We start from the raw sequence: 15,850 nt of genomic DNA, 5'->3' as shown, positions 1-15,850 counted from the left end.
ACTCTCAGCGCGAAACGACTTCGGTGGCGGCGAAGAAGTAGGCGATTTCAATCGCGGCATTCTCGACCGAGTCCGAGCCGTGGGCGGCGTTGGCATCGATGGATTCGGCGAAGTCGGCGCGGATGGTACCGGCGGCGGCTTCCTTCGGGTTGGTGGCGCCCAGCAGGTCGCGGTGGGCCAGGACGGCGTTCTCGCCTTCCAGGGCCTGGATCATCACCGGGCCGGAGATCATGAACTCGACCAGCGCGTTGAAGAACGGACGCTCGCGGTGCACGGCGTAGAAGCCTTCGGCTTCACGGCGCGACAGCTGCTTGTACTTGGCGGCCACGACCTTCAGGCCGGCCTTCTCGAAGCGGGCGTAGATTTCGCCGATGACGTTCTTGGCAACGGCGTCCGGCTTGATGATCGAAAGGGTGCGCTCCAGCGCCATGGGATGTCTCCAATGGAATCGGGCCGCTGATGGCCCGAAGGGTAACATGAAAAAAACCCGCGTCGGGACGCGGGCTTAGCCTGATAAACGTAGGCGAATTGTAAGAGATCCTGCTCAGTAGTGCCAGCCCATGGCTGGCAGGCCGGCCCCCGTTGCCAGCCATGGGCTGGCACTACTGAATGCCCTGTAACCGGTCCGGGCAATTTTGCTGCACTGCAAAATGCCATACGGTACCGTCTGGTTCTAGTATCAAACAATCGTTTGATTAAGGTCCGCCCACCGATGGCCAAGCCCGCCCACTTCTCGACCAAGGACCGGATCCTCGGTGCCGCCGAGGAGCTGTTCGCCCAGCACGGCTTCGCCGGCACCTCGCTGCGCCAGGTGACCAGCCAGGCCGACGTCAACATTGCAGCGGTCAACTACCACTTCGGCTCCAAGGAAAACCTGGTCAACGAGGTGTTCCGCCGCCGCATGGACGAGATGACCGGCGCCCGCCTGTCACAGCTGGAACGTGCCCGCGCAGAGCACCCTGGCCAACTGCGCCCGGTGCTGGCCGCCTTTGTCGAGCCGGCGCTGGCACTGGCCCAGGACCGCCAGAACGGCGGCGCCTTCGTGCGCGTGATCGCCCGCGCCTACGCCGAGAAGAATGACAACCTGCGCAAGTTCCTGTCCGACCACTACGGCCACGTGCTGCGTGCGTTCGGCAAGGCCATCGGCGAATGCGTGCCGGACCTGAGCAAGGAGGAGCTGTACTGGCGCCTCGACTTCCTGGCCGGCTCGCTGACCTATGCGATGGCTGACTTCGGGCTGATCAAGCGTCCCGCCGGTGTCACCGAAGCGGCGCATCGTGCCCATGCCGCCCACGAACTGATCCATTTCGCCGAAGCCGGGTTCCGCGCCGCCGCACGCGCCAGCGCCCTGCCCGCTTCCCTTTGATTCCACCCAGTAACTGCTGACCAACAAAGGCCCTACACCATGTCCAATTCCCTGCTAGTCCGCCGCGCCGCCGTGCTGGGTGCCGGCGTCATGGGTGCCCAGATCGCCGCCCACCTCACCAACGCTGGCGTCGACACCGTGCTGTTCGACCTGCCCGCCAAGGAAGGTCCGGCCGACGGCATCGTGCTGAAGGCGATCGCCAACCTGGGCAAGCTGAGCCCGGCGCCGCTGGCCAGCAAGTCGCTGGCCGAAGCCATCACCCCGGCCAACTACGAATCCGGCCTGGAGCAGCTGAAGGACTGCGACCTGATCATCGAGGCCATCGCCGAGCGCATGGACTGGAAGCAGGACCTGTACAAGAAGATCGCCCCGTTCGTGGCCGACCACGCGGTGCTGGCGTCCAACACCTCGGGCCTGGGCATCAACAAGCTGGCCGACGTGCTGCCCGAGCAGCTGCGCCACCGCTTCTGCGGCGTGCACTTCTTCAATCCGCCGCGCTACATGCACCTGGCCGAGCTGATCCCGGCCACCACCACCGATGCCGCAGTTCTGGAAGGCCTGGAGGAATTCCTGGTCACTACCCTGGGCAAGGGCGTGGTGTACGCCAAGGACACCCCGAACTTCATCGGCAACCGCATCGGCGTGTTCTCGATCCTGTCCACCATCCACCACACCCAGCAGTTCGGCCTGGGCTTCGATGAAGTGGACGGCCTGACCGGCCCGCTGGTCGGCCGCCCGAAGTCGGCCACCTACCGCACCTCCGACGTGGTCGGCCTGGACACCATGGCCCACGTCATCAAGACCATGGGCGACACCCTGCCCAACGACCCGTGGCATGAATTCTTCAAGTCGCCGAAGTGGCTGGACGCGCTGATTTCCAAGGGCGCGCTGGGCCAGAAGACCGGCGCCGGCATCTTCCGCAAGGTCGGCAAGGACATCGTGGTGCTGGACCTGGAGAAGCAGGACTACCGTCCGGCCGACCGCACCGCCGCACCGGAAGTGGTCGAGATCCTGAAGATCAGGAACCCGGCCGAGAAGTTCGCCAAGCTGCGCGAGAGCCAGCACCCGCAGGGGCAGTTCCTGTGGGCGACCTTCCGTGACCTGTTCCACTACAGCGCCTACCACCTGGCCGACATTGCCGAAACCGCGCGCGACGTCGACCTGGCCATCCGCTGGGGCTACGGCTGGTCGCTGGGCCCGTTCGAAACCTGGCAGGCCGCGGGCTGGAAGCAGGTCGCGCAGTGGATTGCCGATGACATCGTCGCCGGCAAGAGCATGAGCAACGCCCCGCTGCCGGACTGGGTGTTCGATGGCCGCGACGGCGTGCACGCCGCCGAGGGCAGCTACAGCCCGTCGCGCAACGCCAAGCTGCCGCGCTCGTCGCTGCCGGTGTACCAGCGCCAGCGCTTCCCGGATCCGCTGCTGGGCGAGAAGTTCGCGCCGGGCGAGACCGTGTTCGAGAACGACGGCCTGCGCATGTGGCATGACGGTGATGGCATCGCCGTGGTCAGCTTCAAGACCAAGATGAACACCGTGTCCGACCAGGTGCTCGATGGCCTGCAGGAATGCGTCAGCCGCGCCGAGAAGGATTTCCAGGGCCTGGTGATCTGGCAGCAGAAGGAACCCTTCTCCGCCGGTGCCGACCTGGCCGGTGCGCTCGGCCTGCTGCAGGCCGGCAAGGTCGACCAGTTCGAAGAGATGGTCGCCAACTTCCAGCGCACCAGCCAGCGCATCAAGTACTCGCTGGTGCCGGTGGTGGCAGCGGTTCGCGGCCTGGCCCTGGGCGGCGGCTGCGAGTTCCAGATGCACAGCGCCAAGACCGTGGCCTTCCTGGAAAGCTATATCGGCCTGGTCGAAGCCGGTGTCGGCCTGCTGCCGGCCGGCGGTGGCCTGAAGGAACTGGCCGTGCGTGCCTCGCAGGCCGCGGGCCCGGGCGGTGACGTGTTCGCCGAACTGAAGAAGACCTTCGAGACCGTGGCGATGGCCAAGGTGTCCAACTCCGCGGTCAACACCAAGGAACTGGGCCTGCTGCGCAGCACCGACAAGGTGGTGTTCAACAGCTACGAAGCCCTGCACATTGCCAAGGCCGAAGCACGCGCCCTGGCCGAAGCGGGCTACCGTCCGCCGCTGCCGGCACGCCGCATCCAGGTCGCCGGTGACGTCGGTATCGCCACCTTCAAGATGATGCTGGTCAACATGCTGGAAGGCCGTTTCATCAGCCCGTACGACTACGAGATCGCCGAGCGCATCGCCACCGTGCTGTGCGGCGGCAAGGTCGACCGCGGCACCCTGGTGGACGAAGAGTGGCTGCTGACCCTGGAGCGCAAGCACTTCGTCGAACTGGCCCAGCAGGAAAAGACCCAGGCCCGCATCGCGCACATGCTGAAGACCGGCAAGCCGCTGCGTAACTGATCGCCACCCCTGCTTTTGGTGGGTGCCTACCTCGGTGGACACCCCTCCGCCTCTGGTAGGTGCCCACCTTGGTGGGCACACCGGCAAAAACTTCGAGAGATCACTGCAATGACCAAGCAAATCCAGGACGCCTACATCGTCGCCGCCACCCGCACCCCGGTCGGCAAGGCGCCCAAGGGCATGTTCCGCAACACCCGCCCCGACGACATGCTTGCGCACGTGCTGCGCAGCGTCGTCGCGCAGGCCCCGGGCGTGGACGTCAACCGCATCGATGACGCGATCATCGGCTGCGCCATGCCGGAAGCCGAGCAGGGCATGAACGTGGCGCGCATCGGCGTGCTGCTGGCTGGCCTGCCGAACACCATCGCCGCGCAGACCGTGAATCGCTTCTGCTCCTCCGGCCTGCAGGCCGTGGCGCAGGCCGCCGACGCGATCCGCCTGGGCAACGCCGACCTGATGCTGGCGGGTGGTACCGAGTCGATGTCGATGGTGCCGATGATGGGCAACAAGATCGCGATGGCGCCGAGCGTGTTCGACAACGACCACGTGGCCATCGCCTACGGCATGGGCATTACCGCCGAGAAGGTGGCCGAAGAGTGGAAGGTCTCGCGCGAAGACCAGGACGCCTTCGCCCTCGCCTCGCACCAGAAGGCCATGGCCGCGATCCAGAACGGCGACTTCAAGGACGAGATCAGCCCGTACGAAATCGTCTCGCACCTGCCGGACCTGGCCGATGGCCAGCGCATCATCACCCGCAACAAGATCGCCGACACCGACGAAGGCCCGCGCCCGGACTCGTCCGCTGAAGGCCTGGCCAAGCTGCGCCCGGTGTTCCGCAACGGCCAGTTCGGCGGCACCGTCACCGCTGGCAACTCCTCGCAGATGAGCGACGGCGCCGGCGCGGTGCTGCTGGCGTCCGAACAGGCGATCAAGGATTACGGCCTGACCCCGTTGGCGCGTTTCGTCAGCTTCTCGGTGGCCGGCGTGCGCCCGGAAGTGATGGGCATCGGCCCGATCGCCGCGATTCCGAAGGCGCTGAAGCAGGCCGGCCTGACCCAGGACCAGCTGGACTGGATCGAACTGAATGAAGCCTTCGCTGCGCAGTCGCTGGCCGTGATCCGCGATTGCGGCCTGGACCCGAGCAAGGTGAACCCGCTGGGCGGCGCGATTGCCCTGGGCCACCCGCTGGGCGCGACCGGCGCGATCCGTACCGCGACCCTGCTGCACGGCCTGCGTCGTCGCCAGCAGAAGTACGGCATGGTGACGATGTGCATCGGCACCGGCATGGGCGCAGCGGGTATTTTCGAGGCGCTGTAAGGATCAAGGCGTTGCCGGCTGATTGTTGGTTGGCTGTGGGGCCCGGGTGGGTGAGGCTGCCCGGGACACGCCGTGAACCCGTCCCTGGGGGCTTGGCAGCGGCATCCATGCCGCTGACAGTCCCGGTCAGCCTCACCCACCCGCGCCACCCAACATTCCGCGCGGCGGAGGGTGAGCAAAGGCAAGAGCGGTAGATCCACGCCATGCGTAGATGTTCCGGAAACGAAAAAGGCAGCCAATGGCTGCCTTTTTTGCTTTTGCCCCTGCCCTTGATTCCGCCCTTCCCGTCCGCGTAGCACGGAAACTGTCGAGAGGGGGCGGATGGCCCTCTCCAAAACCGTTGGCGCCATGGATGGCGCCATCGAGCACCATGGAAGGGCTTTGGCGTGTTTTGGAGAGGGCCATCCGCCCCCTCCCCCACGTATCAGTCAAGGCGCCGCGAACGGAACGCTTGAAAACCTCATTCCGCCAGCATCGCCGCCAGCTTCTCCCGCGCCGGCCCTGCCAGCTTCGGGTTGTCCAGCGCGAAGCGGATCGTCGCTTCCACCAAGCCCAGGTGCGTGCCGCAGTCGAAACGGGTGCCTTCGAAGCGATAGGCGTCCACCTCTTCGATCTTCAGCAGCTCGGCGATCGCATCGGTCAACTGGATCTCGCCACCGGCGCCACTGCCGGTCTGCTCCAGCAGCTCGAAGATCTTCGGGCTCAGCACGTAGCGGCCGACCACCGCCAGATCACTCGGTGCGTCCTCCGGTTTCGGCTTCTCCACGATCTGCGAAATGCGGCCCTTGCGGCCATCGAAGGCCTCGGTCGCGACGATGCCGTAACTGGCGGTCTTGTCGTGCGGCACATCTTCAACCGCAATGACGCTGGCGCCACTGGCTTCGTTGAGATCGGCCATCTGCTTCAGCGCGCCGTCGCCGCGGTTCCAGATCAGGTCGTCCGGCAGCAGCACCGCGAACGGTTCGTCGCCGATCACGGCCTTGGCACACAGCACCGCATGGCCCAGGCCCAGCGCCTCGGCCTGGGTCACGAAGATCGCGCGCACGCCATTGGGCAGTACGTGACGGATCAGCTCCAGCTGCTCCTGCTTGCCAGCGCGCTCGAGCTTCTGCTCCAGTTCGTAGGCCTTGTCGAAATAGTCGGCGACTGCATGCTTGTAACGGTTGGTGATGAACACCAGCGTGTCACAGCCCGCCGCGATTGCTTCATCCACTGCGTACTGGATCAGCGGCCGATCAATGATCGGCAGCATCTCCTTCGGCACGGTCTTGGTTGCTGGCAAAAAACGCGTCCCCAGCCCTGCTACCGGGAAAACCGCTTTGCGAATTCGCTTGCTCATTGGTGCCTGTTGGCCTCGCGTGCCGGAAAGGGCACGACTTTAGCGGATGAAATGTAAGCATCCTGTTCGATTGGAGAGAACTCCGGCATCGTCGCAAACAGGACTTCCTTGATGCTGTCGGTGTCATAGCTGCACACCGCCTCGCGCAGGCGTGGAACGTTGCCCAGCACCAGATCGCGCGAGAACATGCGCACACCGGCCTCGAGAATCTTCGGGTGCGCGGTGGAACGATAGTCCTCGTCCGAATAGAACAGGGTCTCGTGCAGCTTCTCGCCCGGACGCAGGCCGGTATAGATGATCTGCACATCCTTGTACGGCTGCTTGCCCGCTAGGCGGATCATCTGCTCGGCCAGCAGCCGGATCGGCACCGGTTCGCCCATGTCGAGCGTATAGATCGCACCGTGCGAGGCCGAAGCCGCTGCCTGCAGGATCAACTGGCAGGCCTCGGGGATGGTCATGAAGTAGCGGCTGACTTCCGGATCGGTGACCGTGACCGGCCCACCACGCAGGATCTGCTCCCGGAACAGCGGCACCACGCTGCCGGCCGAGGCCAGCACATTGCCGAAGCGCACCGTGACGAAACGAGTATGCGTGGACTTCTGGTCCAGGCTCTGGCAGATCATCTCGGCATAGCGCTTGCTGGCACCCAGCGCGTTGACCGGGTCAACCGCCTTGTCGGTGGAGATGAACACGAAATGCTCGACGCGGGCTTCCAGGCAGGCGCGGGCCACGTTTTCGGTCGCCAGGATGTTGTTGCGCACGGCTTCGCGCAGCTGCCGCTCCAGCACCGGCACATGCTTGTAAGCGGCAGCATGGAACGCGGTGTCGACCGGATGCAGCGACAGCGCATGGCGGATCACCGCAGGATCGCCACAATCGCCCAGCACCGCTTCGATCTCGATATCGGGGAAGCTGCGGCGCAGCTCACCTTCAATGGTCAGCAGCAGCAGCTCGCTGATCTCCAGCAGGATGATGCGGCCGGCGCCATGGCGCGCGCACTGGCGGCACAGTTCCGAGCCGATCGAGCCACCGGCACCGGTGACCATCACGGTGCGCCCGCCCAACCAGCCGCGGATCAGGTTCCAGTCCGGGGTAATGGGCTTGCGGCCGAGCAGATCCTCGATCGCCACTTCCTTCAGCTGGCCGGGGAGCGACTGGCCCTGCAGGATGTCGCTCAGCTTGGGCACGGTGCGGAACGGCACGCCGGTGCTTTCGCAGATGGCGACCACCCGCTGCATGCCTGCGGCATCCAGCGAGGGCATGGCGATCACCAGCAACTTGGCTGCAGTCTCGCGGACCACGGCCGGGGCATCATCCAGGCTGCCCAGGATCGGCAGGCCCTGCAGCTTGGCACCGCGCAGGTGCGGTGCGTCGTCCAGCAGGCCGACCGGCTCGAAGTTGCCGGAGCGGCGCAGATCCCGAACCAGGGTCTCAGCGGCCTGCCCGGCACCCAGGATCAGCACGCGGCGCGCGCTCGAATCCGACTGCAGTGCCTGGTAATCCTTCCAGGCCCGGTACAGCAGGCGCGGCGCGCCCAGCAGCGCCGACAGCGCGAACGGATAGATCACCAGCACCGACATCGGCACGCCGTCGAAGCGCTTCCACATCAGCACCAGCACGATGCCGACCAGGCCGATGAAGCTGGCCTTGAAGATGTTCAGCAGGTCACTGACGCTGGCAAAGCGCCACAGCCCGCGATACAGGCCTACGCGCCAGAACACCAGGCCCTGCAGCAGCAGCACCAGCGTGGTGTCGACATTCCAGAGCGGAAGCGCGGGCGCGTTGGGGAGGATCGAGTACCGCCCGGCGTGGAGCAGCTGCCAGCATGCCCAGACCATGAACAGGTCGTGGCAGACGATGGCCGAACGCGGCATCAGGCCGAGAATTCTGTCCCGCCAGGGTGAAGCCATAAGTCAGGTATTTCCTTGTCGGTGACGCAATCCATTGCGCAGGAGGAGCCAGAGGACGCTCAGCGCGAGAAACCACGCGACCGCCAGGACAGCCTCCCACCTCGGCTGCAAATTGGAGCAGACATTAAGCACTGTAATACTGAACAGGCCCAAAGCAAAGTACATCCCTGTCACCTGGGCGTGGCTGGCTCCTGCCTGCACCGCCCGCTGGTAGACGTGCTGGGTATGGGGTTCCATCCAGCGTTGTCCGGAAATGATGCGCGCCGCCAGTGTGAAGCCCGCGTCCACGAGGAACGCCGAAGCCGGCACCAGCAGCAGGATCCAGTTGATATCGGTACGCACCGCGGCGATGGCCAGGACGACGGCGACTGCATAGCCCAGCGCGCCACTTCCGACATCACCCATGAAGATCCGGGCCCGCGGGAAATTGAACGGCAGGAAACCCAGGCAGGCCAGCCCCAGCGCCACCGCTGCCAGCGAATACGGCCAGGGCAACACCGGCGCCAGGCCCAGTGCGACAACAATGGCCTGGCTGGCGGCAATACCGTTGATGCCATCCATGAAGTTCCAGATGTTGATCAACGAGGCGGTGAATACCAGCACCAGCCCGGCCAGCAACCAGCTTCCACCGTGCACCTTGACCAGGGCGGCCAGCAGCGCGGCGGCAACGAAGTGCACCAGCAGGCGGCGCATGGCCGGCAACGGCCGGTGGTCGTCCCACCAGCCGATGCCTGCCACCAGTACCAGGCCCAGGCTGGCCACCAGCAGGCTCGGTGTCGATTCGGGCCAGACCCACATCGCTGCACCGGCGGTGACCAGCAGGCTGATGACGATGGCGATACCGCCACCGCGTGGCGTTGCCACGCTATGGCTGCGACGCTCGCCGGGCTGGTCCATAAGTTGCTGGCGCAGGGCATAACCCCGTGCCGCCCAGGTCAACCCCGCACTCAACAGGGCCAGCCCCAGCAGCGCGCCCATCACGAGCCACGGCATGGATCAGAGCACCGCGTAGTTCAGCAGTGGCTTGACCGTGCCCCACTCCTTGCAGCTCGGGCACTGCCAATGATGGGTGCGTGCACCGAACCCGCAACGGGTGCAGCGGTAAGCGGGATTGCGCACCAGCAGCTGATCGGTGATGTGCTTGAGGTCATGCAGGGTCGCAGTGGAATCGGCGCCCTCGGCCAGCGTCAGGTCGATCAGCGCGGATTCGCCGCGCACCGACGGACGATCCTTGAGCTGACGACCAAGGTAGGCTCGGGCCGGAGCCACGCCCTCCTGCTCTTCCATCAGCCGGGTCAGGGCCAGCACCGGGGCGATGCCACGGTAGTGTTCGGTCATTTCCGACAGGAACGCACGCGCGCCCCCCAGATCGCCGACCTTGCGGTAGTTTTCCATCAACGCGGGCAGCAGCTCGGGCAGGTACTCCGGATCGTTGCGCGCGGCACGTTCGAATGCACGCACGGCGGCTTCAGCGTTGCCCGCATCCGTCTCAAGGCGACCTTCGATGATGCCGGCGCGCACCGACATGGCGTCGGCCTGGTAGGCGCGGGCAATCGCCGCCCTCGCCTCTTCCAGCTTGCCGGCACCGCGGAAGCGTTCTGCCAGTTCGCATTCGAACTGCCCGATCAGCTTGCCCATCGGCTCGCCGGTGACGTCTTCGAAGCGGGTGGCGTTGTCGATCGCTTTTTCCCAGTCACGCTCGGCCTGATAGATGCCGATCAGGTGCTTGAGCGCCTGCGGGGCGCGCTGGTCCAACTGTGCCAGCTCGGTGAACACGGTCTCTGCACGGTCCAGCAGGCCGGACTTCATGTAGTCCTCGCCCAGCGCCAGCAGGGCCTGCACGCGCTGCGCGTCGCTCAGGTCGTGGCGGTTGACCAGCCCCTGGTGCAGGCGGATGGCGCGGTCGACTTCACCGCGGCGGCGGAACAGGTGGCCCAGCGCGACCTGGGTCTCGAAGGTTTCCTTGTCCAGCTCGGCGATGTGCAGGAACAGTTCGATGGCCTTGTCCGGCTGCTCGTTGAGCAGGTAGTTCAGGCCACGGAAGTAAGTGCTGGACAGGCGGCTGACCTGGTTGTCACCGTGGCGCTGGCCGCCACGCCGGCCGATCACCCACCCGGCCAGTGCGGCCAGCGGAACGAACAGGAAAAACCACAGCCACTCGGTGACGAAATCCATCTTCGATCAGCGTCCATCAAAAGATTGGGGGGAAACACCCGCGGCCGGCGTTGCCGCCACGGACTTGTTGGCACGGCGCAGCTGGCTGTAGAGCGGAATGACCACGCTCACCAGCACCAGGCCGGCACCGACGATGACACCGATCAGCAGGGCCGCAATCAGCGCCACGCCGACGGAGGTATTCAATTGGGTAAACAGCAGGTTGATCGACATCGCGGTCATGTTGACCGCACCAATGATCAGCCCAAGGATCAGGACCGCCAGCAGGACCAGCAGACGAAAGACCTTCATGCGACAGCTCCAGTGGCAGGAGTCCGTAGCTTATCCGACCCGCGGCTGGATTCGCACGCGGTGGCGCGACGGGGGGCTCAGGCCGGATCGGCGTCCAGCGGCAGCACACTGCTGACCCGCTCGCGCAGTTCCTTGCCCGGCTTGAAATGGGGGACGTGCTTGCCCGGCAGGGCAACCGATTCGCCGGTCTTCGGGTTGCGACCCAGGCGCGGCGGACGATAGTGCAGCGAGAAGCTGCCAAAACCACGGATTTCGATGCGATCCCCGGCGGACAGCGAACCGCCCATCATTTCCAGCAACGACTTCACCGCCAGATCGACATCATCGGCCTTCAGGTGCGCCTGGCGGCGCGCAAGGATTTCGATCAGTTCGGATTTGGTCATTACCGGCTCACATCAGGGGCATCTCAGCCTGAAACGGCCCGGGCAGAAGCCCGGGCCGTCCAGGAAACAACAAACAGCGTAAGGCCGATTACTCGGACTTGTTGCCGTTCAGCTGTGCACGCAGCAGCGCGCCCAGCTGGGTGGTGCCGCTGGAAGCCGAAGAGGACTGGTATTCCTCCAGCACTTCGCGCATTTCCGCGTCGTCCTTGGCCTTGATCGACAGCTGCAGGGTACGGCCCTTGCGGTCCATGCCCACGAACTTGGCTTCGATCTTGTCGCCGACCTTCAGGTGCTGGGTAGCATCGTCAACGCGCTCGTTGGCGATGTCGCGAGCCGAAACGTAACCCTCGATGCCGTCAGCCAGCTCGATGATCGCGCCCTTGGCGTCGACTTCCTTCACCACGCCTTCAACCTTGGAGCCCTTCGGATTGGCAGCCATGTACTGGCCGAACGGATCCTGCTCCAACTGCTTCACGCCCAGGGAGATGCGCTCGCGCTCCGGATCGACAGCCAGGACGACGGCGTCCAGGGTATCGCCCTTCTTGAAGTTGCGAACGACGTCTTCGCCGGTGGTGTTCCAGCTGATGTCGGACAGGTGGACCAGGCCGTCGATGCCGCCGTCCAGGCCGATGAAGATGCCGAAGTCGGTGATCGACTTGATCTGGCCCGACACCTTGTCACCCTTCTTGTGGGTGGCAGCGAAGGTTTCCCACGGATTGGCGGCAACCTGCTTCATGCCCAGCGAGATACGGCGACGCTCTTCATCGACGTCCAGCACCATCACTTCGACTTCATCACCAACCTGGACAACCTTGGACGGGTTGACGTTCTTGTTGGTCCAATCCATCTCGGAGACGTGCACCAGGCCTTCGACGCCCGGCTCGATCTCAACGAATGCACCGTAATCGGTGACGTTGGAGACCTTGCCGAAGACGCGGCTGTTGGCCGGGTAACGACGGCCGATGTTGTCCCACGGATCCTCGCCCAGCTGCTTCAGGCCCAGCGAAACGCGGTTGCGCTCGCGGTCGAACTTCAGCACGCGGACGTCCAGCTCGTCGCCGACGTTCACGACTTCCGACGGGTGACGCACGCGCTTCCACGCCATGTCGGTGATGTGCAGCAGGCCGTCGATACCGCCCAGGTCCACGAACGCGCCGTAATCGGTCAGGTTCTTGACGACACCCTTCAGGATCGCGCCTTCCTGCAGCTTGTCCATCAGCTGCTCGCGCTCTTCCGAGTGCTCGCTTTCGACGACAGCGCGGCGCGAGACCACGACGTTGTTACGCTTGCGGTCCAGCTTGATGAGCTTGAACTCGAGTTCCTTGCCTTCCAGGTAGGCCGGATCGCGCACCGGGCGCACATCGACCAGGGAACCCGGCAGGAAGGCGCGGACATCCTTGATGTCCACGGTGAAACCACCCTTGACCTTGCCGCTGATGCGGCCGGTGATGGTTTCGTTCTTTTCCAACGCTTCTTCCAGCTCGTCCCACACCATCGCGCGCTTGGCCTTCTCGCGCGACAGGACGGTTTCGCCGAAGCCGTTCTCGATCGAGTCGAGGGCGACCTTGACGATGTCGCCTTCGGCGACGTCGATTTCGCCAGCGTCGTTACGGAACTGTTCGATCGGCACGATGCCTTCGGACTTCAGGCCAGCGTTGATCACCACGACGTCGCCGCGGACTTCAACAACGGTACCGCTGACGATGGCGCCCGGCTTCAGCTTGGCCAGGTTGGCCTGGCTGGCTTCAAACAGTTCGGCAAATGATTCGGTCATTAGATTTACTCTGTTGGACACATGGGTCGGTGGCGTCCCCTTCAGGGGAATGGCGACCGCCCGCCTGTTGGTCGACCCCGGAAACGCAGGTCGTGTGTAGTAGGAAAACCGCCACGCATCATTGCGCGACGGAGCTGGTACAGCACTGCTTTGCGCGACCACCACCGATGCAGCTGGCAGTGCTCCCGCGCGAACGGATCAGGCAGCCGGAACCGGAAGCAGATCCATCACTCGGGCAACGACATCATCGATGCCGATGCCTGTGGTGTCGATGAGGACAGCATCGTCTGCCGGCTTCAGGGGCGCCACGGTACGCTGAGCATCACGGGCGTCGCGGGCCATGATCTCGCGCAGGAGGTCATCAAAGTTAACAGAAACCCCCTTGTCTTTCAACTGCTTATGCCGGCGCTCGGCGCGCTCCTCGGCACTGGCGGTCAGGAAGACCTTGCAGGGGGCGTCCTTGAAGATCACCGTGCCCATGTCACGACCGTCGGCGACCAGGCCGGGCAGCTCCCTGAATGCGCGCTGGCGCTCCTTCAGGGCCGCGCGCACCTCGGGAATGGCGGCAATGGCCGAGGCCAGGGCGCCAGTGGTCTCCAGGCGCAGCTCGTCGGTGGCATCGGTGCCGTTGACCATGACCCGCATCGACTCACCCTGTTCAACAAACTGAACATGGGTGTCGAAAGTGCAGCGCACCAGCGCCGAGGCGTCGGAGGTGTCGATGTCTGCCCAGCTCGCGGCCACGCCCACTGCACGGTACAGCGCGCCCGAATCCAGGTAATGCCAGCCCATCCGGCGCGCGATGATGCGGCTGATGGTACCCTTGCCGGCCCCGGAAGGGCCGTCGATGGTCAGGACGGGGGCGAGTGGATTCATGGGGTTCCCAGAGCGTATGAAGGGGTCATTCTAGCCCCTGCCCGGGGGCCCGCGCGGCGACTTTCGCGCAACCACTTGAAACATCGACAAAAAGCCCGGTAGAATGGCGGGCTTGAACGAGCGTCAACTGCCGATTGTCTTTCGCATATCGCGGCCACGCTCCACCCGAACAACTACTGTTTACGCCGAGGTATGCCATGAAAGTCCTGTCCTCCCTGAAGTCGGCGAAGGCCCGTCACCGCGACTGCAAGGTCGTCCGTCGTCGCGGCAAGATCTTCGTCATCTGCAAGTCGAACCCGCGTTTCAAGGCGCGTCAGCGCTAAGCCCAACAGCCCTCGCGGCTGCGGCTGGCCCTACGCGGGGCCGACCCGATGCAAGAAACCGCCTTCGGGCGGTTTTTTGTTTATGCGGCTTTTTCCTGCCGTTTTTGCTGTAATCGCCTTTCTTGACCACTGGGGAGTAGATCGAGATGAAGCGTTACCTGTCTGTCCTGGCCGTGATGGCCACGCTGGTCGCCGCCACGCCGGCGCTGGCCGATACCCTGCTTGTCGACCGCGCCCGCGAGAAGCCGGCCGGTGCCCTGCCCGTGCGCGGCCAGAGCATGCAGCAGGTGCAGGCGCAGTTCGGCGCGCCGAGCGAGCAGCTGCAGCCGCGCGGCGGGCAGAAACGGCAATGGCCGACCATCAACCGCTGGGTGTACCCGCAGTTCACCGTCTACTTCGAGAAGCAGAAGGTGATCGACGTGGTGGCCAACCAGGCGGACCCGAACGAAATCGGCCCGAAGCCGCCGATCCGTTGATCCCTTTACCCGCCATGGGCGGGCCTGTGTAGCGAGACCATGAACCAGACCCTTCGTTTTCCTGCCGAGTGGGAAGCCCAGAGTGGCGTCCTGATTGCCTGGCCCACCGCCGATACTGACTGGGCTGACCGCCTGGGCCAGGTGGAAGAGACCTACATCGCCCTGGTCGCGGCCATCACCCGCTTCCAGCCGGTGCTGATCTGCGTGGCCGACGATGATGTGGAGACCTACGCCGAGATGCGGCTGCGCTCCAACCGCATCGACATGGACAAGGTCCACTTCACCACGGCGGCCTACGACGACACCTGGCTGCGCGACTCCGGCCCGATCACCCTGCGCCGTGCCGACGGCGGCTTCCAGCTGCTGGACTTCCGCTTCACCGGCTGGGGCGGCAAGTTCGACGCCACCCTGGATGACCAGCTGGTGGGCGTGCTGGACCAGGCCGGCGTGTTCAACGACGCGCCGGTGCGCAGCATCCCGTTCGCGCTGGAAGGCGGCGGCATCGAAACCGACGGCGAAGGCACCCTGCTGACCACCTGGAAGTGCCTGCACGAGCGCCACCCCGACCGCGACCGCGACTGCCTGAGCGCCGACCTGGCCGACTGGCTGCAGCAGGACCGCGTGCTGTGGCTGGACCACGGCTACCTGGAAGGCGACGACACCGACGCGCATATCGATACCCTCGCCCGCTTCGCTTCGGCTGACAGCATCGTCTATCAGGCCTGCGACGACGAGAGCGACTCGCACTACGCCGAGCTGCAGGCGATGGGCAACGAACTGGCCGCGCTGCGCACCAAGGATGGCCAGCCGTACCGCCTGTTCCCGCTGCCGTGGGCACAGCCGGTGATCGACGAGGGCCGCCGCCTGGCCGCCTCCTATGCCAACTACCTGATCGTCAATGGCGCGGTGCTGATGCCGGCCTACGGCGATCCGGCCGACGACCTGGCCCGCGACGTGCTGGCGCAGGCGCACCCGGGCCGCGAGATCGTGCAGGTACCCTGCCGCTCGCTGATCTGGCAGAACGGCAGCCTGCACTGCATCACCATGCAGCTGCCGGCAGGGCTGTTGAAGGCGTAAGCCGAACCGGCAGCGCCGGGCCATGCCCGGCGAACGCTGCCGCATCTGGAAAATCCGCCGGGCATGGCCCGGCGCTACCGGTTGCGTGCACCCATTCAGCGCGCGACACGCCGTCGCCGTCCATCCGCGCT

Annotated in this window: 15 protein-coding genes; 6 read left to right on the top strand and 9 right to left on the bottom strand. The window is 65.1% G+C overall.

Features of this window, described 5'->3' with window-relative positions:
- Nucleotides 1-4: 4 nt before the first annotated feature.
- Nucleotides 5-430 (bottom strand): nucleoside-diphosphate kinase, encoded by a 426-nt coding sequence (ndk, locus tag QP552_RS08705; protein WP_008265389.1) that lies wholly within the window; start codon nucleotides 428-430, stop codon nucleotides 5-7.
- Nucleotides 431-712: 282 nt separating this feature from the next.
- On the opposite strand from ndk, the gene QP552_RS08700 reads away from it, so the two are divergent.
- From QP552_RS08700 to QP552_RS08690, 3 genes are all read left to right on the top strand, one after another.
- On the top strand, nucleotides 713-1,366 hold the full coding sequence (locus QP552_RS08700) for a TetR family transcriptional regulator (RefSeq protein WP_075674688.1): 654 nt from the start codon (nucleotides 713-715) through the stop codon (nucleotides 1,364-1,366).
- 39 nt (nucleotides 1,367-1,405) lie between these two features.
- On the top strand, nucleotides 1,406-3,778 hold the full coding sequence (locus tag QP552_RS08695; RefSeq protein WP_286075588.1) for a 3-hydroxyacyl-CoA dehydrogenase/enoyl-CoA hydratase family protein: 2,373 nt from the start codon (nucleotides 1,406-1,408) through the stop codon (nucleotides 3,776-3,778).
- Nucleotides 3,779-3,886: 108 nt separating this feature from the next.
- Nucleotides 3,887-5,095, top strand: a complete 1,209-nt coding sequence (locus QP552_RS08690; protein WP_057500646.1) for an acetyl-CoA C-acyltransferase — start codon at nucleotides 3,887-3,889, stop codon at nucleotides 5,093-5,095.
- 460 nt (nucleotides 5,096-5,555) lie between these two features.
- Here the strand turns inward: QP552_RS08690 and galU are convergent, their stop codons facing one another.
- The 8 genes from galU to cmk all read right to left on the bottom strand — a co-directional run bounded on the left by galU (nucleotide 5,556) and on the right by cmk (nucleotide 13,843).
- Entirely contained in the window at nucleotides 5,556-6,434 is an 879-nt protein-coding gene (gene galU, locus QP552_RS08685) for a UTP--glucose-1-phosphate uridylyltransferase GalU (protein ID WP_106551443.1), read from the bottom strand.
- Complete coding sequence (locus tag QP552_RS08680; RefSeq protein ID WP_286075587.1) at nucleotides 6,431-8,344, bottom strand: nucleoside-diphosphate sugar epimerase/dehydratase; 1,914 nt, start codon at nucleotides 8,342-8,344, stop codon at nucleotides 6,431-6,433. Before QP552_RS08680 ends, galU begins: the two co-directional genes overlap by 4 nt.
- Before the next feature lie 3 nt (nucleotides 8,345-8,347).
- Complete coding sequence (locus tag QP552_RS08675; RefSeq protein WP_106550991.1) at nucleotides 8,348-9,337, bottom strand: glycosyltransferase family 4 protein; 990 nt, start codon at nucleotides 9,335-9,337, stop codon at nucleotides 8,348-8,350.
- A 3-nt stretch (nucleotides 9,338-9,340) separates the two neighbouring features.
- A complete protein-coding gene (gene lapB, locus QP552_RS08670; protein WP_049428020.1) occupies nucleotides 9,341-10,519 on the bottom strand; it encodes a lipopolysaccharide assembly protein LapB in 1,179 nt (392 codons plus the stop codon).
- Between the two features lie 6 nt (nucleotides 10,520-10,525).
- On the bottom strand, nucleotides 10,526-10,810 hold the full coding sequence (locus QP552_RS08665; protein WP_106550992.1) for a LapA family protein: 285 nt from the start codon (nucleotides 10,808-10,810) through the stop codon (nucleotides 10,526-10,528).
- A 77-nt stretch (nucleotides 10,811-10,887) separates the two neighbouring features.
- Nucleotides 10,888-11,193: an integration host factor subunit beta gene (locus QP552_RS08660; RefSeq protein ID WP_005409286.1), complete on the bottom strand. Its 306-nt coding sequence runs from the start codon at nucleotides 11,191-11,193 to the stop codon at nucleotides 10,888-10,890.
- Nucleotides 11,194-11,281: 88 nt separating this feature from the next.
- Entirely contained in the window at nucleotides 11,282-12,967 is a 1,686-nt protein-coding gene (gene rpsA, locus QP552_RS08655; RefSeq protein ID WP_005409285.1) for a 30S ribosomal protein S1, read from the bottom strand.
- A gap of 198 nt (nucleotides 12,968-13,165) precedes the next feature.
- Nucleotides 13,166-13,843 (bottom strand): (d)CMP kinase, encoded by a 678-nt coding sequence (gene cmk, locus QP552_RS08650; RefSeq protein WP_286075586.1) that lies wholly within the window; start codon nucleotides 13,841-13,843, stop codon nucleotides 13,166-13,168.
- A gap of 197 nt (nucleotides 13,844-14,040) precedes the next feature.
- On the opposite strand from cmk, the gene ykgO reads away from it, so the two are divergent.
- The 3 genes from ykgO to QP552_RS08635 all read left to right on the top strand — a co-directional run bounded on the left by ykgO (nucleotide 14,041) and on the right by QP552_RS08635 (nucleotide 15,719).
- Nucleotides 14,041-14,166 (top strand): type B 50S ribosomal protein L36, encoded by a 126-nt coding sequence (gene ykgO / locus QP552_RS08645; protein WP_005409283.1) that lies wholly within the window; start codon nucleotides 14,041-14,043, stop codon nucleotides 14,164-14,166.
- Nucleotides 14,167-14,342: 176 nt separating this feature from the next.
- Entirely contained in the window at nucleotides 14,343-14,642 is a 300-nt protein-coding gene (locus QP552_RS08640) for a hypothetical protein (RefSeq protein WP_258179566.1), read from the top strand.
- Nucleotides 14,643-14,681: 39 nt separating this feature from the next.
- A complete protein-coding gene (locus QP552_RS08635; RefSeq protein ID WP_286075585.1) occupies nucleotides 14,682-15,719 on the top strand; it encodes an agmatine deiminase family protein in 1,038 nt (345 codons plus the stop codon).
- Nucleotides 15,720-15,850: the final 131 nt, after the last annotated feature.

The organism is Stenotrophomonas sp. 59 (assembly GCF_030291095.1).
In the GTDB taxonomy this organism is placed as follows: Bacteria; Pseudomonadota; Gammaproteobacteria; order Xanthomonadales; family Xanthomonadaceae; genus Stenotrophomonas; species Stenotrophomonas maltophilia_Q.
The sequence above is the reverse complement of the archived record's forward strand: the minus strand, read 5'-3'. Positions and strand labels throughout refer to the sequence as shown.